Source organism: Streptomyces caeruleatus (assembly GCF_001514235.1).
Taxonomy (GTDB): Bacteria; Actinomycetota; Actinomycetes; order Streptomycetales; family Streptomycetaceae; genus Streptomyces; species Streptomyces caeruleatus.
The window spans coordinates 137400-156498 of record NZ_KQ948939.1 but is presented as its reverse complement, the minus strand read 5'-3'; the positions used below and the strand labels follow the sequence as shown (position 1 = coordinate 156498).

The following is a 19099-nucleotide window of genomic DNA, read 5'->3' as shown; positions in this document are numbered from 1 at the left end:
GGCTCGCGGACGTCCAGGTGACGGGTCGTCGGTCCGGCCCGTACGTCCCTCCCCCCGTGGAGGGCGGTCCGGCCCGTACGTCCCTCCCCCCGTGGAGGGACGTACGGGCGGGGTTCTCAGGGGGTGCGGCGGCGCAGCAGCCAGAAGGCGGTGGCGGTGGCCAGCGCGGCGGCGCCCAGCAGGAGGCCGGTCTCGACGAGATGGAGCGGCCAGAAGTGCGCGGCGGGGTGGTAGTCGGTGTAGTAGCCGACGATCTTGTGGGCCGCGAGGCACTGGGTGTCGTCGACGCACAGCGGGTCGGGGACGCGGGCACCCGTGGCGGTGAGGGCGCCCTGGTCGCCGGTGATGACGTGCGCGGGTGTCCGGTAGCCGGTCTTCAGGGTGCCGACCGCGGTCTCCCAGGGCACCAGGTCGCGGCTCGCGGCGGTGGCGAAGGCACCCAGTGCTTCGGTGGCGACCAGCGCGACGGCGAGGGCCGGGAGCGCGCGGCGCAGGAGCAGGCCCGCGAGGGCGCCGAGCGCCAGGCCGAGCAGGGGTGCGGCGATGGCCGCGGTGCCGTTGGCCTGGAAGTTGTCCTCGGTGTACCAGGACCAGCGTCCCAGCGGGAGCGGGTGCGCGTCGGAGACCAGGTGGTGCAGGAGGACGAGGACGGTCGTGCCGGCCGTGAGCAGGACCGCCGGGACGGTGAGCTTGGCGGCCAGCCAGCGGGTGGGGGTGACGCCCTGGGTCCAGGCGAGACGCGCGGTGCCGTTCTCCAGCTCGCGGCCGACGAGGGCGCCGCCCGCCCAGGCGGCGACGAGCGCCGGGAGCCAGGTCAGGCCGGATCCGGCCGCCCTGAAGACGCGGTCGAAGTCGTAGATCGGGTCGCCCCACACGCAGGCCTCGCGGCCGGCGCACACCCGGTCCCACTCCGCCTGGGCCGCGTGGGCCCCCGGTCCGTAGGCCCACAGCAGCACCGCGGCGCCGCTGAGGACGACGACCGCCCACACGATCAGCGTCGAGCGGTGCAGCCGCAGAACGGTCCAGGTCAGGCCGCGGGGGCCGCGGGGCGGCCGGCCGGTGGCGGGGGCCGTCGCGGCGGACAGTGCGGTGGTCATGCGGCGGCTCCGGTACGGCCGTTCAGCAGTCGGAAGGCGATCAGGACCGTCAGGGCGGTGACGGCGAGGACGATGCCGGTCTCCACCAGTTGCAGGGGCCAGAAGTGGGAGGAGGGGTGGTAGTCGCGGTAGAAGCCGACGATGTCGTGGTCGGCGAGGCACTTGGCGTCGTCGACGCAGATGGGGTCCGAGACGCGGGCGCCGGTGGAGGTGAGGGCGCCCTCGTCGACGACCATGCCGATGTACGCCGGGTACTCGTGCTTGTTCGTGAGCGTCTCCAGCGGCCACAGGTAGGGGCGCACGGTGCCGAGCACGGTCGTCAGGAGCGCGAGGACGACGACCGCCAGGCCGAGCGCGGGCAGGGCGCGGCGCTGGAGCAGGCCCGCCAGGACGCCGACGGCGAGGCCGAGCAGGGCGTAGGAGGTGGCGAGGGTGCCGTTGGCCTCGAAGGCGGCGCCCTCGTACCAGCTCCGTGAGCCCATCGCCGCCCGCAGCGGACCGTCCGTCGACCACAGCAGACGGTGCAGCAGGGTGAGGACGAGCATGCCGGCGGTGAGCAGGGCGGCCGGGACGGCGAGCTTGGCGGCCAGCCAGCGGGCCGGGGAGACGGACTGCGTCCAGGTCAACTGGGCGGTGCCGTTCTCCAGTTCGCGCCCGATGAGCGCGGCGCCGGCCCAGCCGGCGGTGAGGAAGGGGGCGAGGCCGAGGATCCCGGCGCCGATGCTGACGACCGTGTCGTACATGTTGTAGGCGGGGCCCAGGTTGTCGCAGCCCAGGTCGGGATCGTTCGTGTCGCAGTGCAGGGTGCGGTACTCGGACCAGGCGGCGTCCGCGCCCGGCCCGTACGCCCACAGCAGCGCTCCCGCGCCGACGGCCACGAGCGCCAGCCAGAACCACAGCGCCCAGCGGTGCAGCCGCAGCATCACCCAGAGCAGTCCGCGCGGTCCCCGGGAGGACGTGACGGCGGTGGACGTGTCGAGGGTCGTCACGGCGGTCATACGGCGGCCTCCCGCATCTCGTCGAGCCGCAGGGCCGGGGTTTCGGGGGCGCGCAGGTGGGCCAGGACCAGCTCCTCCAGGGTCGGGGCGGTGGCCTGCCAGGACTCGTCGAGGGGACCCTCGGGCCGTACGAGCGCGGTGACCTGACGTCCTGTCGTGCGGGACTCGACGACGGTGTGCGGGTCGAGCGACGCGTCGGCCCGGCCGGTGAGGAGGCGGTGCGCGGCGAGCAGGTCGTCCAGCGGGCCGGCGAGGCGGACGCGGCCGGCGCCGAGCAGCAGGAGGTGGTCGCAGGCGCCGTCCAGTTCCGCCACGACGTGCGAGGACATGACAACCGTGGTGCCGTGTTCGGCGGCGTCGGCCATGAGCGTGGCCATCAGCTGATGCCGGGCGAGCGGGTCGAGGTCGGCCATCGGCTCGTCCAGGAGCAGCAGTTCGGGGCGCTTGCCGAGGGCGAGCGCGAGGGCGACGCGGGTGCGCTGGCCGCCGGAGAGCGAGCGGATCCGGGCGTCCGGTTCGAGGTCGCCCTCGGCGACGATCCGCTCGGCGGTCCGGTCGTCCCAGCGGCCGGGGTTCAGCTCGCGGCCGTAGCGCAGGGTGTCGGCGACGGTGAGCTGGGGGTGCAGGGGCTTGTCCTGGGCGACGTACGCGAGGCGTTCACGGACCGCGGCCGGGGCGGCGCCGAGGACGGTGATCGTGCCGTCGGTGGGGCGCAGCAGTCCGGCGGCGAGGGAGAGCAGCGTGGACTTGCCGGCGCCGTTCGGGCCGACGACGGCGCACACGCTGCCTGCCGGGAGCCGGAAGGAGCAGCCGTCCAGGGCCTGCTTTCGCCGTCGCCCGAACCCCTTGCCGAGCGCGGCCGCCTCGATGGCGGTCTCGGTCATGAATCGTCCCCCTTGAAGTGCGTGTCCAGTACTGCGGTGAAGAGCGCGTCCACGTCGTCGTGGTCCAGCCCGGCCTCGCGGGCCCGTACGGCCCATGCCTCCAACTCGGTGCGCAGGGGCGACTCCGCGGGCGCGGTGTTCAGTCCGCGCCGCACGAACGTCCCGAGTCCCCGGCGTGCCTCGACCAGGCCCTCGCGTTCCAGTTCGCGGTAGGCCTTGAGGACCGTGTTGGGGTTGATGGCGGTCGCCTCGACGACCTCACGGGCCGTGGGCAGCTTGTCGCCGGGCTCCAACAGGCCCAGGCGGAGGGCCTGTTTGGTCTGCTGGACGATCTGCACGTAGGTGGCTACGCCGGAGCGTCGGTCGATGCGATAGTCGACCATCCCGTTCCACCACCCTTTCACTAATTGAGTAGTGAAAGGGTGGTGGAACGGGGTCCGGAAAGTCAAGTCGGAGGAGTCAGGGATGCCGGGGTTCGTGAACATGCGGGGTGTGCGCGTGGTCGCCGTCGACGTCGGGTCCGTGCGGACCGGCGCCTTCGCGTGGGCCGCGGTCGAGGGCCCGGGGGAGGCACTCGTCGGGTACGGGAGCGACCCGGCGACGGCCGTCGAAGCGGTCACCGCCGCGCTGGCGGGAGGGACGGCCGGTGCGGTGCTGGCCTTGGAGGCGCCGATGTGCGTGCCCGTGCCGGAGGACTGGACCCTGCTGGGGAAGCGGCGCGCGGGGGAGGGGGACCGGGCCTGGTCGGCGAGCGCGGGCGCCGCGGTGCTCGGGACGGGCCTCGTGCAGGGCGCGTGGATGCTGTCGGAGCTCGGCCGGGCGCTGCCCGGGCTGTCGGCCACGACTCAGGTGGGGCGGTGGCGCGGCGGCACGGGCACCGGCGCCCGGCTGCTGCTCGTGGAGGCCTTCGTGTCGGGTGCCGGGAAGCCGGTGGCCACCGCGCTGGGGCAGCACGCCGCCGACGCCGAGGCGGCGGCCCGCGTGGTGGCGGAGCGGCTGACCGGCGCGGGCGACTCCGACGTGGAGTGCGCACCGCAGCGCGCGTTCAACCTGCTGGCCGCGCAGGCCCGGTGGGCCGGGCTGGACATCGCGGACGACGAACTGGCGCTGGACGTCCTCGTGGTCCGCGCCCGGCCCGCCGCGCGATGACGGCTCAGGTCTCCGTTCGGTACATCAGGTCCGTCTCGTACGTCGTGAAGCCGAGGCGTTCGTAGACCGACACCGCCGCCTTGTTGTCGGCGTCGACGTAGAGCATCGCCGTGGGGAGGCCCTGGGCGGACAGGTGGCGCAGCCCGATGGTGGTCAGGGCCTTGCCGAGGCCGCCGCCCTGGGCGCCGGGGCGTACGCCGAGGACGTACACCTCGCCGAGTCCCTCCTCGGCGTGGACCTTCGTCCAGTGGAAGCCGACGAGCTCGCCGTCCCGTTCCGCCAGGAAGAACCCCGACGGGTCGAACCAGGGCTCGGCCTTGCGGTCGTCGAGGTCGCGCTGGGTGAGGGAGCCCTGTTCGGGGTGGTGGGCGAAGGCGGCGGCGTTCACGGCGAGCCAGGCCGCGTCGTCCTGGCCGGGGACGAAGGAGCGGACCGTGACGCCCTCGGGGAGCACCGGGTCCGGCAGGGACAGGTCCGCCAACGGGCGGCGCATCTGCCGCAGTTCGCGGAACAGGGTGAGGCCGAGGACCTGGGAGAGATGGCGGGCGGCGGCATGGCCGCCGTGGGCCCACACCCGCAGCCGCTTGCCGGACGCGCCGAGGAGGGCCGAGCCCAGCGCGCGGCCGTGCCCGTGGCCGCGGTGCGCGGGGTGGACGACCAACTCGGCGGCCGGGGCCTCGACCGGGTCGGTGTCCTCCAGCTGGGCGTAGCCGACCAGTTCGCCGGCGACGGTCAGCAGCAGATGCGACACGCCCTCGCGTGCCCCACCACGCAGCTGGAGCCGCCCCTGCTCGGACACCGCCTGCTGCCCGTCGCTCCGGGCGGCGTCCGCGAGCAGCTCCAGTACGGCCTCGGTCTGCTCCGGGGTGAGCTCGGCGTGGGTCTCGATGGCACGGGTCGGGAGAGGGGGTGCGGTGTCGTCGCTGGTCATGCGTATGAGGGTAAGGGGCGCCTCGGGCAAAGTCCCGGCACAGAAGCAACCAGGCTGTAACCAGGAACCCCCTGTCGCGCTACGCGCGTTGACTCTAGGCTGCCGCCCGACGGGGCCATGTCACTCACGACGCGCTGGTCACCCAGGACCGACGTGTCATCCACGACTCCCAGGGGGGCGGATGTCAGCCACATCCCACCAGCAGCACCGCAGACGCCGTACGTACGCGCTCGTCGCCACCGCCGCCGGACTCGCGACCGTCGGCGCGCTGGCCGCGGCGCTGCCCGCGACGGCGACGCCGGAGAGCTCGGCCAAGGGCGGCCACGGCCACCCCTTCGACCGCTACCGGGACGTCCAGCTGCTGTCCTTCAACGACCTGCACGGCAACCTGGAGCCGCCGGCCGGCTCCTCCGGCCGGGTCACCGAGGTACAGCCGGACGGCACGACGAAGACCATCGACGCCGGTGGTGTGGAGTACCTGGCCACCCATCTGCGCCAGGCCCGCGAGGGCAACAAGTACTCCATCACCGCGGCCGGCGGTGACATGGTCGGCGCCTCCCCGCTCATCTCGGGTCTCTTCCACGACGAGCCCACCATCGAGGCGCTGAACAAGCTCGACCTGGACGTGACGAGCGTCGGCAACCACGAGTTCGACGAGGGTGCCAGGGAACTGGCCCGCCTCCAGAACGGCGGCTGCCACCCCACGGCCGGCTGCTACACGGACAAGAAGTTCAAGGGCGCCGACTTCCCCTACCTCGCCGCGAACGTCCTCGACGAGAAGACCGGCAAGCCGATCCTCAAGCCCTACTGGGTGTGGAAGAAGAAGGACGTCAAGGTCGGCTTCATCGGCGTGACCCTGGAGGACACCCCGGGTGTCGTCTCCGCCGAGGGCGTCAAGGGCCTGAAGTTCAAGGACGAGGTCGAGACGATCAACAAGTACGCCAAGGTGCTCCAGCGCCAGGGCGTGAAGTCGATCGTCGCCCTCATCCACGAGGGCGGCGCCCCGGCGTCGGCGTCCTACAACTACGACTGTGACGCGCCCGGCGCGGGCGACGGTATCTCCGGCCCGATCGTCGACATCGCCAAGAACATCACGCCGCAGGTCGACGCGCTGGTCACCGGCCACACGCATGCCGCGTACGTCTGCACGATCGACGACCCGGCGGGCAAGCCGCGCATGGTGACGTCGGCCGCGTCCTTCGGCCGTCTCTACACCGACACGACGCTGACGTACGACCGCTTCACCGGCGACATCGCCCGTACGGCCGTGAAGTCCGCGAACCACGTGGTCACCCGGGACGTCCCCAAGGCGCCCGACATGACCGCGCTGATCGACCGGTGGAACACCCTCGCGGCGCCCATCGGCAACCGCGCGATCGGCTACATCTCCGCCGACATCCCGAGCACCGGCACCGAGTCCCCGCTCGGCGACCTGATCGCCGACGCGCAGCTCGCGTACGGCAAGGAGCTGGACCCGGAGACCGACCTCGCGCTGATGAACCCCGGTGGCATCCGGGCGCCGCTCACCTACGCGGCCAAGGGCGGCGAGGGCGACGGTGTGGTGACGTACGCCGAGGGCTTCACGGTGCAGCCGTTCTCCAACACGGTGAACCTCCAGGACATCACCGGCGCGCAGCTGATCCAGGTGCTCAAGGAGCAGGTGAGCGGCACGAACGCGGCCTCGCCGAAGGTCCTGCAGGTGTCGTCGGGGCTGACGTACACGCTGGACCTGACGAAGTCGGGCGCCGACCGGGTGGTCACGGACTCGGTCAAGCTGAACGGCGCGGCCGTCGACCCGGCCGCCACCTACCGCGTCGCCACGAACAACTTCCTCGCGGGCGGCGGCGACGGCTTCCCCACGCTGGGGCAGGGCACGAACGACCTGGTCGGCGCGGACGACCTGACGGTGCTGGAGAAGTACCTGACGGCCAACTCCTCGGTCGGCAGCCCGATTTCGCCGCCGGCGGCGAACCGGATCACGGTCGTGCAGTAGTTCAACGCAGTACTTGGTGAACCGGCGTGAACTAGATCGCAAACCCCCGGTAGAGGTTGCGGGTGGGGGGTGTGCGCATGGTCGGATGGGCCGATGCGTTCCCCCCACCACATAACGACGCATCCCTATACAAACCCCTACGAGGAGCTCGGCAGGCTGGACGACGGACCGCTGGACGGTCCGACCGACGACGGCCCGCTCGATGAATTCCTCCGCGAGGACATACGGGAAGAGCCGGACGAGCAGGACGGCGCGGCGGCCCAGGACGATCCCTGGGCCCCGCCCAACCACCGCCGCAACGGCCGCCGCCGGCGCCGAGGCCGCTTCTCGGGGCTTCCGCTCGCGATGAAGGCCGTGGTCGGCGTCCTCGTCCTCGCCGCCTTCCTCACCCTCGCCGACCGCTGGGCCCTCCTCTACGCCGAGCGCAGAGCGGCGGACACCCTCAAGGACCGCCTCCACCTGACGGCCGCCCCCGAGGTCCAGATCGACGGCTTCCCCTTCCTCACCCAGGTCGTCGACGAGCGGCTGGACTCGGTGAAGGTGACCGTTCCCGACGTGGCCGCCGACCGGATCTCGCTCGCCCAGGTGACGGCGACGGCACGAGACGTACGCCTCGACACCGACGGCCCGACCTCGGTGCGCGGCGCCGACGTCCCCCACCTGGAGGGCGACGTCCTGCTCTCCTTCGCCGACCTGAACCGTGAACTCGGCGCGTCCCAGGTGACGTTCACCGGCGAGGGCCACGACCGGGTCCGGGCGCGCGGCACCCTGCCGGTCGCCGGGCACGACCTCAGCCTGCGTGCCGAGGCCCGGATCGTGCGCAACGGCGACCGCGGCATCGCCACGCACATCGGCGGCATGCGCCTGGACATCGGCGACCTGGCCACGTACCGCCCCGGCGCCCGCACCTCGGAGGGCCTGCACCTGAGCCGGAAGTCGGCGGCCCGCCTCGCCCACGAGACCCGCAAGGCGAAGGCGCTGCTGTCGATCCCGTCGGTCGTACGGCGCCTCGGGGTGCCCGACTCGGTCGTCCGCGCCGCCCTGCGCAGCGAGTCCAAGCTGACCGAGCTGACCGGCACCCCGCGCTTCATCCACCAGGCGATGCGGCTGAACCTCATCGACCTGGCCCTCGACCACCCCCAGCTCCTGGGGCTGCTGGGCTTCGACCCCGCCCTCCTCGACGCCCTGCCCCGCCTCACCCGCCCGGTCCTCGCCGACCAGCTCTCCCTGGGCTTCCGCCTGCCGGAACCGCCGAGCGGACAGGTGCGGTTGCGGGACGTGCGGGTGGAGGAGGACGGGATCAGGGTGCGGTTGGAGGGGGCCGGGCTGGCGGTCGGCGGGAAATAGATGACCGGCGCCCCGGCCGCCAAGAAGCAGAAGGCTCCCGCCAAGCCGAAGAAGGGCGCCGCCCCGAAGCGCCGCCCGGTCGCGCACAAGGGCTGACGTAGACGGACGAGGCGGGGTCACCGGAGCACTCGGGCTCCGGGGCCCCGCCTCCGTCATGTCCGGGAATTCGTGATGTCCGGGAAAGGGACTTTGGCATGAGGGAAGTGCGTACGGCCTTTAGGCGCTTCTGGCCGCTTACGCGCGGGGACCGTAAGTGGCTGGCGGTCCACGGGGTGTCCTTCCGCTATCGGGGGGCGGCCCGCGAGACGCTGACCGATCTGACCTTCACGGCGGGACCCGGCGAGCTGGTGATCATCACGGGCCCGAGCGGCGCGGGCAAGTCGACCACGGCCAAGCTCATCACCCGCTTCTACGACCCGGAGTCCGGCGCGATCACCCTGGACGGAGTGCCGCTGACCGACGTGGGTCTGGAGTTCCTGCGCGAGAACGTCGCTCTGCTGCCCCAGGAGACCCTGATCCTCAACGGCACCGTCCGCGAGAACATCGCGTGCGGCCGCTCGGGCGCGAGCGAGCCGGACATCGAGCGGGCGGCACGTGCGGCGGCGGCGCACGAGTTCATCACGGCGCTCCCCGTGGGATACGACACGCACATCGCCGCCGGCACGGCCGCCCTCTCCGGCGGCCGGCTGAAACGCATCACCATCGCCCGCGCGATGCTGCGCGCCGCGCCCGTCCTGGTCCTCGACGAACCGACGGCAGGCCTCGACTCGGTGGCCGCCCGCCAGCTGTGTACAGCCGTTGCGCCGCCTCATGTCCGGCCGTGCGACGATCATGATCACTCATGACCTGAGCCTCGCGCCGGACGCGGACCGGGTGCTCGTCGTGGACGGCGGGCGGCTGGTCGAGGCCGGCACACATGCCGAGTTGGCGGCGCGGGGTGGGACGTATGCGCGGCTGGCGGGGCCCGGGGTGGGGCCGGGGACGGGGGCCACGACGGAGGAGACGCTGGTGCTGAGGCTTTGATCACCGGGGGCTCACACGTTTGGGGGAGCCGGGTGGGAAACGGGCCAGCCGTGCCGTAGCGCGACTATGGTGATGGCATGGCAGAGCACACGACCATCCAGGTGTCCCGGCAGGCCCGCGACCAGCTCGCGCAGGTCGCCAAGGAGCGGGGCATGACTTTGGGGCAGTTTGTCGAGCAGTTGGCCTCGGAGCAGCCCACGGCGGCGCAGATCGCCGAGCGCGTGGCGGCGGACCGGCAAGTCGTCCGTGACGTGATCGGCCTTGACATCAGCGACGAGGAGTTCGACAAGGCACCCGACGTACTGGGCAACATCAACCGGATCGCTGCCGAGAAGGCGCGTATGGCCCGTGGAGCGGCTGCGTGATCATTCTCGACACCGGCGCCACCCGTGCCCTCGCTGACGGGCACAAGACGCTGAACCTTCTCGCCGGGAACATGGCCCGCACCCCGGGCGAGCTCCTCCGCGTTCCCGCTGCCTGCCTCACGCAGGCGGAGTCCGAGGACGCGGAGGCCGCACGCCGGGTGCTCGCCTTCTCCTCGGTCGTGGTCGATCCGCTGGACATGGTGGCAGCGGTCAGCGTCGGCACGATGATCAGGGACGGATACGGCGGCGCCGACACCTGCCACGCCCTGTACTGCGCCTTGCCGCGCCCGGAGTTCGCAGGGATGTCGATCCTCCTCACGGACCGGGAGCAGAACTATCCGCCGGGTGTGGTCACCGTCGACATCGACTCCCCCGGCATGCTCGGCTTCCACTGACGCCGGGCATGCCGGGGAGGGTCCGTGCTCGCGGGGATCAGACGACCCGGTTGACCCGCTGGGTCGTCAGGTCGTAGCGGGCGCCGACGACCGCCAGCTGGCCGGTGTCGATCCTCGCGGCGAGGTCGGGCTCGGCGGCGAGGCGGGCGCGGACGGCTCGTACGTTGGCGTCGATGGTGGAGGCGATGCAGGCGTCGCCCGCCTTGGTGTGGTCTATGTTCGGGGCTATCTGGTCGGCCAGGTACTGGATGTGGGCAGGCAGCCGCTCACCGGTCTGGTCCGCCTTGACGGCGGCGGTCACGGCACCGCACGACTGGTGTCCGAGCACCACGATCAGCGGTGTCCCCAGCTCCAGCGGTCCATAGGCGATGCTGCCGAGGACCGCCTCGTCCAGGACCTCGCCGGCGGAGCGCACGACGAACAGGTCACCCAGGCCCTGGTCGAAGAGCAGCTCCGGCGCGACCCGGGAGTCTATGCAGCCGAGGATGACGGCGAACGGGTGCTGCCCCGACGTCAGGGACTGCCGCACGGCGGGCGACTCGTCGGGGTGCCGCTCACGGAAGGTGCGCCAGCGCCGGTTGCCCGCGGCGAGCTCACGCAGGGCCTCCTGGGGTGTACTCGGGCGGGGGCGCGAGGAAGGCGCGGGGGGCTTGGGGGCGGCGGGAGCGGCGCCGAGGGCTGCGGTGGCCCCCAGCGCTGCGGCCCCGGTGAGCCCGAACCGCAGGAGTGCGCGGCGGGCAGGAGAGGCAAGGGCGAACCGCTTGTGAGCGGATACGGTCGGCTGGGCGCCGACGGCTCTGTCAGAGTTCACGGGGTGGAACGTACGCCCGAAATTCGAACCAAACTCTCACGTTGCTGAATCATGGCCGAGCTCGGCGAACTCATGATCGATCGTTGGACCGCTCTTGACGATCTCCCGCGCCGGTCTTGACGTTGAACGGCCCGCGGGGGTTCAGGAAGCCGTCGGCGTTCCACCCGCCGGCAGCGGGCGGCCCGGTGTCGGCCAGGCTCGTCCAACGTGGCTGAAAGGCGGGGGACTTCACAGCTGACTTCACCGGGCAAACGAGTCACCGTTGGTGCGTGAAAGTTGTGTAAGGGATTTCGGCCGGTTACTCCTCTGATGGAATTCGCCGGGGGCAGGTTCCGTATCCCGGGCGTGCCATGTGGCACGCCTGTCGGCGACTGGCTGGATTGTGCTGCGCGTTCGATTCCCTGTATTAATTGGGAGCGCCAAACCGGACCCTTGGATTCAGGTCCGGAGCGTTGGCGGTTCCCTGACCCGGGAACCGCTTTCGGTATCTCACGGGGAGACAATCGAATGAACAAGGCCATACGTATGCGCCTGATGTCCGGGGCTGCCACCGCCGTTGCGGCTGGTGCCCTCGTCATGACGGCGGCGCCGGCCCACGCCACCTCGGCCTCCACCTCGGTGGGCATCCCGGGCGGCAACAAGATCACGATCAACGCCTGGCACTGCGGCTTCTACGTCACCGCCTGTGACTGGAAGGCGTCGACCAAGATGTCCGGGACCAACCCGCGCAAGGCGAAGTGGATCCAGAACCGCACCGAACTGGCGGCTCACGGCGTCAGTGTCTCCATCACGATCTCCAAGAACCCCGAGGCCACGCTCACGATGAAGAGCCGGTCCCTGGGTGAGGTGCGCTGGAAGAACACCAACGCCAAGATCTCGGACACCTACGGCCAGATGAAGCCGGGCGGGAGCACCACGTACGTCTCGACCAAGAGCTGCGGCTCGGCGAAGGTGACCAGCTCGATCAAGGTCAGCGAGAAGTGCGCCTACGCGGGCGCCGCGTGATCGCTCAGTAGGTAGGGGTGCCACACCGTCAGGGCCCGACGGTGTGGCACTTTTCGCTGCGGTTCCGGCACTTCGGTATCGCGGTGACCGCGGTGAGTATGGAAATGGACGACGCACGGGGGCGTTCGGTGAAATTCGATTCGGTGACGCGTGGCGGAAAGCTGGCGTCACGAATTGCCGGGGCGGTCATATGCGCCGCTCTCGTCACTTCATGTACAGCCACATCTGAATCCGATGAGTCCGTGCAGCGTGAATCCGCCGCAGCCCGGCAGTTCGACCTTCTGGTCAGTGAGCAGAACGGCTACTACTACCACCCGTTCCTACGGGAACAGCCCGCAGGCCCGCAGGCCCAGTCCTTCGCACTGCGGACGCTGTCCGAACTGGGCCGTGATCCGAAGACGAGCGTGGCCTCGGCGCAGGTCGCTTCGCTGCGCGGGGACGCGCTGGAGACCTCCTCGCTCTGGGGCCGCGACTGGCTGATCCCGCTGCGGCGGGCCGGTGCCGGTACCGCGCTCGGCGCGAGCGACGCCGCGGCCGTGAACAAGCTCCGGGCCAAGGGCGGCTGGTACGTCGACTCCGCCCTGGGCGACGACAGCGACGCGGCCCGCCTCGGCGGCACCTGGGCGGCCCTCGAAGTGCTCGACGCACTCGGGCACCTGGACGACCTCCCGGCCGCGGACCGGGCCGGCACCGCCTCCTGGCTCGGCTCGTTGACCGGTACGTCGACCGGCTCGCGGCGGAAGAAGCATCTGCCCCTGGACGAGGCCGGTGCCCTCGCCCGCGCGCTGCGGTTGCTGGGCGAACCCGTCCCCGCCGGCCTCACCCAGAGCGCCGCACCGCGCACCGACGACTTCGCCGAGCTCACGCCCGATGCCCGGGCGACCCGGCTCGACGACACCTACAGCTACACCCTGATCCAGGAGGCCGCGGGGAAGCGGCCCGACGTGAACCGTCAGGTCTGGGAGCCGGTGCTCCGGGACGGCGCGGCGACGCTGCCGTACGAGCAGCTCTACGAACTGGTCCATGTGCTGAAGGCGGCCGGTTCGCCCACGAGCGTGTTCGCCCCGGTACTGAAGCGGCTCGACGGCGAACGGCTCGACGACGGGACGGTACGCGACCCGGACGCCTACATCGGCAATCCGGACGCCTCCCTCTTCGTACAACGCCTGCGGGCGCTGGAAGACTGGTCGCGGAAGGACTCCCGGCTGTTGGCGGCCCTGGAGCGCGAGGAGAAGTCCGACGACGTCAGTCAGGCAGGCCCCGAGCGGCTGAGCCGAGCCGCGCTGCGCAAGGTCACCGCGGGTGGCGGCACGAGCGAGGAGGCGCGGGAACTGTGCGCCGACCCACAGGTGCTGCCCGACACCGTGACCGAGCAGAACGCCACCCAGTGGCAGCGCACCACGCTCAACTGTGCCGACGCCGGGGCCTCGACGGCCGTACCCAGGTTCGGCACCTGGCAGCCGGACACCCCGGAGCGGGTGGTCGCGGCGGCCACGGTCGCCGTCGGTCTCGCCGACAGCGGGCAGCGTGACAGTATCCCTTCCTGGATCACCGCCGAGGCCCTGGAGCGCTGGGCGCAGAACCCGGACCGGTTCACCTCCCTCTACAACTACGCCTTGGTCGTGCGGGCCTACTCGCTGCTCGGTGGCGCACTCGACGCGCAACTGCGGGAGGCGCTGGGGCGCGGCATCACGCCGTACAGGGGCTGTCCCGGGCTGCCCGACCTGTACCGGGTCGGCGGCGGGGACTCCGCGTGCGACCTGAAGACCACCTGGGGCGTGTGGACGCTGGACCGGCAACTGCACGGCGCCATGGGCTGGATGCCGGCCCCGAAGAACGGAAAGTGAGCGAGAGTTCGGTGAACGCACTGCTGCGGGCCGAGGGTGTGGGCAAGTCCTACACCCTGCGCGGAAGGCGGGTCGATGTCCTGCGCGACGTCGAGCTGGCCGTGAGAGGCGGCGAGGTCACGGCCCTGGTCGGGCACTCCGGCTCGGGGAAGACGACCCTCCTGCACATCCTCGGGTTGCTGACCCCGCCGGACAGCGGCCGGGTGTATGTCGGGGATGCCGACGTCACGGGCCTCGGTGACGGTGCGCTGGCCGATCTGCGCCGCACCCGGCTCGGGTTCGTGTTCCAGTCGTACAACCTGTTGCCACAGCACTCGGCGCTGCGCAATGTCGTCCTGCCGTTCACCGGCCGCCGTGCCGACGGCGAGGCACGCGCCCGGACCCTGCTGGAGCGGGTCGGGCTCGCGGAACGCGCCGACCATCTGCCCAGTGAGCTGTCCGGCGGCGAGCAGCAGCGGGTGGCACTGGCGCGGGCGCTGATCAACGACCCGCCCGCGGTACTGGCCGACGAGCCCACCGGAAACCTCGACTCGGAGAGCGAGGACGTGCTGCTCGGGCTGTTCCGGGAACTGGCCGACGAGGGCCGGGCGGTTCTCCTGGTCACCCACAATCCGGCCGTGTCGGACTTCGCGGACGTGGTGCACCGCCTGGACAAGGGCGAGTTCACGCGGGAGGAGCCCGCCGAGAGGAAGCCGGCGGGCGAGCGGACCAGGGCCAACACGCGGACGGAGAGCGCCGAATGAACGTCTTCAGTCTGGCGCTGGCCAACGTCCGCGCCCTGCGCCGCCGTCTGATCGGCCTGGTGGCACTGGTCTCGGTCGCCGCCGCCGTCTGCCTCGGCGCGCTCGGCATCGCCGACCGGGCGCAGGGCGTCACCGACTCCGGTGTGAAGGAGAGCAGCGCCAACCGCAGCATCACCGTCGACCGTCCCGTCGACCGGCCCGACACCCCGCAGCTGACGGACCGTACCGAGGCGCGGCTGGCGAAGCTGCCGCACGTCGAGTCGGTGCAGCACCGCGCGCAGGTGTCGTTCGGGGTGCTGACGAAGGCGGGCGACACCGTCCTGCTGTACGCGACGACCTACCGCCCGGCCCTCACCCCGCCGGTCACCAAGTCCGTACGCAAGGACCTCTTCCCGCTGAAGCCGGGCGAGATCGTGGCCCCGGCCGCCTCCCAGGGCGCGGACCTGGGCAAGCTGGTGGGCCAGGACATAGAGATCGAGACCACCCGCTTCGTACGGCAGGGCGAGGGCACCGGGGTCACGGGCCACGCCCGTCTGGTCGGCGTGTACGACCCGACCTGGCAGCTCGACAACCCGGACGCCGCGTACGCCGCCGACTCCACCGTGGTCAGGTGGGCGGCCCAGCGGTCCGGCGAGCAGGAGAAGAACTACCTGTCCACCGTCGGCTACGACCAGCTGACCGTGGTCGCGAGGACGGCCGCGGACGTGCCGGCCGTGACGAAGTCCGTGCAGCAGCTGGGCTATCCGGCGGTCACCCTCCAGCAGCAGCTCAGCGCGCTGCCCGGAGTCCTGGAGATGATCAAGGTGGTCGGCCAGGTGCTGCTCGGGGTGCTCGGTGTGCTGGCGTTCGTCGGCGCGGTCACCGTGACCGGCGCGCTGTCGCGGCAGCGTGCCCAGGAGATCGGCATCCTCAAGGCGGTCGGATTCCGTACGCGGTCGGTGCTGACGATGCTGGTCACCGAGATGGCGCTGGTGGGAGCCGCGGCCGCGCTGATCGGCGTCGTGCTGGGCGCCCTGCTCGGCGGCGGTGCCGCGGCCCTGTTGCGCGGCAGCGCGGAGCTGGCGCCGTACGTCAAGGGCTGGGTCCTGCTGCCGTCCGCGGCCACCCTGCTGTTGCTTCTCGGCCTGACGGTGCTGGTGGTGGCGATCGGTTCGCTGGCCCCGGCACGCAGGGCCGCGAGGATGTCCCCCACAGACGCGATGAAGGACTGGTGAGCCACCCCATGCCGCTTCCCCCCACGACACCTGAGCACCGCGGACGGGCCGGCGGCCCGGCGCGTGCGGCCCTCCTCCTCGCCGCGCTCGGCACGACGGCCGCGCTGACGACGGCCTGTTCCGGGCCGGGCGGGGTGGACCTGGGCACGGACTGGAAGGGCTCCTCGACGTTCGCGCTCGCCAAGGTCGACGGCCTGGTGACGATCGTCGGGATCAACCCGGACAAGGCCAGGGCCGAGAGCCTCGTCGTCGTGCCCCAGCAGGCCGACGACGACGATTCGGTCAGCCCGCACATCGTCCGACTGGCCGACGGGCGCTGGCTGTTGACCGTGCCGCGCAAGGACGGCAAGCCGGACCGGCGCTACCAGGTCGACCGTAAGGACCACACCCTCGACGGCGTGACGGGCGACGAGCGGCTGCGCCGGATCCTGCCCGGGAAGTCGCTGGTCGCCGAGGTGGCGGGGCTGCCCGACGCCAAGTCGTCGAGCGGCGCCGCCGCGTCCAGCGTGCTGGTGCGGAAACCGGCCGACTGGACGACCACGCGCGAACTCAAGGTCCCGGGCACCGTCACCCTGGCGGCCTCCGACCCGGCCTCGGACACGGTCTGCCTGGGCGCCGGTCAGGGAACCGGCACGAAGATCTCCACCGCACGGCTGACCGACGGCAAGGTCACTTCCGTCGACGTCCCGAGCGGCCTGGACGTGCAGGATCTCGCCTGCCCGTCGGGACGTCCGGTGATCGTCGGCTCCCCGGCTTCGGGATCCTCCGCCAAGTCGGGTGCGGTCAAGGTCACCCTCACCCGCGGTGACGGCGAGACGGCGGTCTCGGTGGCCGGCGGCCGGGTGGACGCGGTGGCGGCGACGGACTCGTCGATCGTGGTCGCTGCGGCAACCGGCGGTGACACCGAGCTGGTGGAGATCGACACCACTACCGGCAAGGAACTGCACCGCGCCCGAGTCAAGGGTCTCACCGGCCCCCTGAGCCTCACCGACACCTCGGCGGGCTGGCTCGTCTACGCCGAGGACACGGTGACCCGCGTGAACCTCACCACGGGCAAGTCCAAGCAGTTCGACCTGCCGGGAACCCTGCTGGACTCCTGACGGAACGGCGCCGGCTCGCCCCGCACCATGCGTACTCCGCACCGTGCGTACCCCGTCCCGTCCGTCCTGCGGCGGGCGGGACGGGGTGCACACAGGTGAGCGAAGGTCAGGAAGCCGTCGGCGTCCAGTCGCCCAGCCAGTCCGCGACCTCCTGCCCGGCGGCCTGAGCGTCGGTCAGATGCGGCCGGTCCCCGCTCGCGCCCCCGGCTCCCGCACCCGTGTTCTTGTACTCCGCGAACCGGTCGTCCTTCCAGGAGAAGCCGCTCATGTCCGTCCAGGGCGTGGACTTGACCGCCGCGCCGAGGGTGGTGTTGCGGACCGTCGTCTGGGGGTCGAGGGTCGCGTCACCGCCCGCGTGCCAGGGGCGGCCCAGGTAGAAGCTGGACGCGGAGACGTCGCCGTTCACGGCCGAGTTGGCGATCAGGATGCCCTTGCGGTTCGCGGCCGTGCTGGGGGCGGTGACATAGCCGGCCGACGTGCCGTCCCAGCGCTTCTTCAGGGTGATGACCGAGCGGTCGATCACGGCCGACGCCCGGCCGAAGATGAAGTCGACGTTGCCGGTGACGTAGGAGTTCTTCATGTACACCCGGCCGAGCCTGTCCTTCGCGGCCGTGTCCAGCAGCAGGGTGTCCTGGTCGCCCTCGGTGATGATCCCGTCCAGGAACACCTTGTCGGCGGCGGTGCGCAGGGCCACGGCCTGGTGGCCGCTCAGGTTCTGGTTCGCCTTCTCGTCGAAGTCGTTGGAGATGGTCAGGTTCCGCGCCTGGAAGTCGTCGGCCTCGACGGCGACGGTGGCGCTGCCGCCGGTGCCGTAGGTGCCGCCGCCCGGCTTGGGTGTCCCCGACGCGTTGTTGTAGACGATCACCGTTTCCTTACGGCTGCCCCCGGTGCCCTGGATGGTGACGTGCGGCTTGTTGGACGGCACCTTGACGGTCTCCCGGTACGTGCCCGGCTTGACGGCGATCACGACGCGGGAGGCGTTGTTCGCGGGTACGGCGTTCACGGCCGCCTGCACGGTCGAGTACTGCCCGCTGCCGTCCTTGGCGACGGTGAGGGTGGTGGCCGCCTTGGTGCCCGCCGCAGCCGCACTCGTCGTACCGATCGAACTACGCGGCCCCGCACCGGACTTGAGAAGAGCAGGGACATCGGCGGTCCTGTCGAGCGTGTAGCCGTAGAAACTCTTCGGGTCGAAGGCCGTACCGCCGCTCTCGTTGCGCCCGCTGGTGCCGACGAACGTGTTGCCCTTCTGTACCAGGGTGGCCGTGCTGTCCTTGGTGACGGGGTTGTTCATGCCCTGGAAGTAGGAGTTCTCCAGGACCATCTTGGTCTTGCCCCGCGAGTAGTTGCCGTACGAGGACTTGATGTCCGTCCCCGCCACGTCCTCCAGGAAGTTGTTGTAGAGGTGCGCGTGGGCGGCGTTGTCGGTGGACGGGTTGCGCTGCTCGGTCTCGCGGATCCAGTTGTGGTGGACCGTGATGTCGGTCTTGACGTTCTCGGTCCAGCCGATGCCGAAGGTCTTGTTGTTCTGGCTCAGCTTGTTCCAGGACACGGTGACGTTCGTGCTGTCCTTGCGGACGTCGATGAGCCCGTCGGCCATGTGCCGCAGTTCGTTGTGGTCGATCCACACATGGTGCGCCCCGTCCATCTGGACGGCGTCGAAGTCGTGGTCCTTGTCGTTCCAGATGCCCTGGTAGGCGTCCCGAATGGTCAGGTTCCGGATGATGACGTTGTGCACTCCTTGGCCGAGGAAGAACCCGCCGCCGACGATGTGCCCGGACGTCCCGGCCCCGACGATGGTCTTGTCCGGCTGGACCTTGATCTCTTTCCCGACCGGGTTCATGTTGATGGTCCCGGCGACGACGATGACGTACGGCTCGGCGGCCGTCGCGTACTTCTCCAGGTCGGCCTGCGTCTTAACGGTGACGATCTGCCCGTCCCGCCCGCCGTAAGTGCCGTTCTGGCCGAGGGAGTTGACGGAGGCGAAGCCGTCGGCGGTGGCGGTGGCCCAGGCGGGGGCGGCGGCGGTCGCAGCGGCCGCCCGCTGCTGGGCGTCCGCCCCGAAGAGCCCGAGGTCCGTGCCGTAGGCGAGGACGCCGGAGGCGGTCAGGGCCAACGGCACCCCGGCCGCCAGGGCCTTGCGCCCTCTGCGATGACGGGCCCTGCTGTGCTGCTCACTCATGAGGCGATCCGTTCCGTG

At 71.3% G+C, this 19099-nt stretch carries 17 protein-coding genes and 1 pseudogene; 11 read left to right on the top strand and 7 right to left on the bottom strand.

The window, feature by feature from the left end; all coding sequences use genetic code 11:
- Positions 1-116 precede the first annotated feature (116 nt).
- The 4 genes from AQJ67_RS36840 to AQJ67_RS36825 are packed head-to-tail and all read right to left on the bottom strand — an operon-like array spanning position 117 to position 3362.
- Positions 117-1097, bottom strand: coding sequence for a hypothetical protein (locus tag AQJ67_RS36840; RefSeq protein WP_062723839.1), 981 nt, complete (start codon positions 1095-1097; stop codon positions 117-119).
- Positions 1094-2095, bottom strand: a complete 1002-nt coding sequence (locus tag AQJ67_RS36835; RefSeq protein ID WP_062723838.1) for an ABC transporter — start codon at positions 2093-2095, stop codon at positions 1094-1096. The genes AQJ67_RS36840 and AQJ67_RS36835 overlap by 4 nt, the downstream gene beginning before the upstream one ends.
- Positions 2092-2979: an ABC transporter ATP-binding protein gene (locus AQJ67_RS36830; RefSeq protein ID WP_062723837.1), complete on the bottom strand. Its 888-nt coding sequence runs from the start codon at positions 2977-2979 to the stop codon at positions 2092-2094. Before AQJ67_RS36830 ends, AQJ67_RS36835 begins: the two co-directional genes overlap by 4 nt.
- Positions 2976-3362: a GntR family transcriptional regulator gene (locus tag AQJ67_RS36825; RefSeq protein ID WP_062723836.1), complete on the bottom strand. Its 387-nt coding sequence runs from the start codon at positions 3360-3362 to the stop codon at positions 2976-2978. Before AQJ67_RS36825 ends, AQJ67_RS36830 begins: the two co-directional genes overlap by 4 nt.
- An 82-nt stretch (positions 3363-3444) precedes the next feature.
- On the opposite strand from AQJ67_RS36825, the gene AQJ67_RS36820 reads away from it, so the two are divergent.
- Positions 3445-4128: a hypothetical protein gene (locus tag AQJ67_RS36820; protein ID WP_062723835.1), complete on the top strand. Its 684-nt coding sequence runs from the start codon at positions 3445-3447 to the stop codon at positions 4126-4128.
- Positions 4129-4132: 4 nt separating this feature from the next.
- On the opposite strand, the gene mshD is transcribed toward AQJ67_RS36820, so the two are convergent.
- A complete protein-coding gene (gene mshD, locus AQJ67_RS36815) occupies positions 4133-5059 on the bottom strand; it encodes a mycothiol synthase (protein WP_062723834.1) in 927 nt (308 codons plus the stop codon).
- A 181-nt stretch (positions 5060-5240) separates the two neighbouring features.
- Between mshD and AQJ67_RS36810 the strand changes: the two genes are divergently transcribed.
- The 5 genes and pseudogenes from AQJ67_RS36810 (at position 5241) to AQJ67_RS36790 (ending at position 10182) form a co-directional block, all read left to right on the top strand.
- Complete coding sequence (locus tag AQJ67_RS36810) at positions 5241-7052, top strand: bifunctional metallophosphatase/5'-nucleotidase (protein WP_062723833.1); 1812 nt, start codon at positions 5241-5243, stop codon at positions 7050-7052.
- 93 nt (positions 7053-7145) lie between these two features.
- Positions 7146-8399 (top strand): LmeA family phospholipid-binding protein, encoded by a 1254-nt coding sequence (locus AQJ67_RS36805; protein WP_062723832.1) that lies wholly within the window; start codon positions 7146-7148, stop codon positions 8397-8399.
- A gap of 263 nt (positions 8400-8662) precedes the next feature.
- A pseudogene (locus AQJ67_RS36800) lies at positions 8663-9422 on the top strand (ABC transporter ATP-binding protein); the annotation flags it as partial.
- 77 nt (positions 9423-9499) lie between these two features.
- Positions 9500-9787, top strand: a complete 288-nt coding sequence (locus AQJ67_RS36795; RefSeq protein WP_062723831.1) for a hypothetical protein — start codon at positions 9500-9502, stop codon at positions 9785-9787.
- Positions 9784-10182: a PIN domain-containing protein gene (locus AQJ67_RS36790; RefSeq protein ID WP_062723830.1), complete on the top strand. Its 399-nt coding sequence runs from the start codon at positions 9784-9786 to the stop codon at positions 10180-10182. The genes AQJ67_RS36795 and AQJ67_RS36790 overlap by 4 nt, the downstream gene beginning before the upstream one ends.
- A gap of 37 nt (positions 10183-10219) precedes the next feature.
- On the opposite strand, the gene AQJ67_RS36785 is transcribed toward AQJ67_RS36790, so the two are convergent.
- Positions 10220-10993 carry a carbonic anhydrase gene (locus AQJ67_RS36785; RefSeq protein WP_062723829.1) on the bottom strand — a complete coding sequence of 258 codons (774 nt, stop codon included), beginning with the start codon at positions 10991-10993 and terminating at the stop codon, positions 10220-10222.
- A gap of 507 nt (positions 10994-11500) precedes the next feature.
- On the opposite strand from AQJ67_RS36785, the gene AQJ67_RS36780 reads away from it, so the two are divergent.
- From AQJ67_RS36780 to AQJ67_RS36760, 5 genes are all read left to right on the top strand, one after another.
- Positions 11501-11998 carry a hypothetical protein gene (locus AQJ67_RS36780; protein ID WP_244190713.1) on the top strand — a complete coding sequence of 166 codons (498 nt, stop codon included), beginning with the start codon at positions 11501-11503 and terminating at the stop codon, positions 11996-11998.
- A 242-nt stretch (positions 11999-12240) separates the two neighbouring features.
- On the top strand, positions 12241-13845 hold the full coding sequence (locus AQJ67_RS36775) for a hypothetical protein (protein ID WP_107123072.1): 1605 nt from the start codon (positions 12241-12243) through the stop codon (positions 13843-13845).
- Entirely contained in the window at positions 13842-14588 is a 747-nt protein-coding gene (locus AQJ67_RS36770; RefSeq protein ID WP_425264204.1) for an ABC transporter ATP-binding protein, read from the top strand. The genes AQJ67_RS36775 and AQJ67_RS36770 overlap by 4 nt, the downstream gene beginning before the upstream one ends.
- Positions 14585-15802 carry an ABC transporter permease gene (locus AQJ67_RS36765; protein ID WP_062723828.1) on the top strand — a complete coding sequence of 406 codons (1218 nt, stop codon included), beginning with the start codon at positions 14585-14587 and terminating at the stop codon, positions 15800-15802. The genes AQJ67_RS36770 and AQJ67_RS36765 overlap by 4 nt, the downstream gene beginning before the upstream one ends.
- Before the next feature lie 8 nt (positions 15803-15810).
- Positions 15811-16902 carry a hypothetical protein gene (locus AQJ67_RS36760; protein WP_062723827.1) on the top strand — a complete coding sequence of 364 codons (1092 nt, stop codon included), beginning with the start codon at positions 15811-15813 and terminating at the stop codon, positions 16900-16902.
- A gap of 106 nt (positions 16903-17008) precedes the next feature.
- Here the strand turns inward: AQJ67_RS36760 and AQJ67_RS36755 are convergent, their stop codons facing one another.
- Positions 17009-19081, bottom strand: coding sequence for a pectinesterase family protein (locus AQJ67_RS36755; protein WP_062723826.1), 2073 nt, complete (start codon positions 19079-19081; stop codon positions 17009-17011).
- Between the last annotated feature and the right edge of the window lie 18 nt (positions 19082-19099).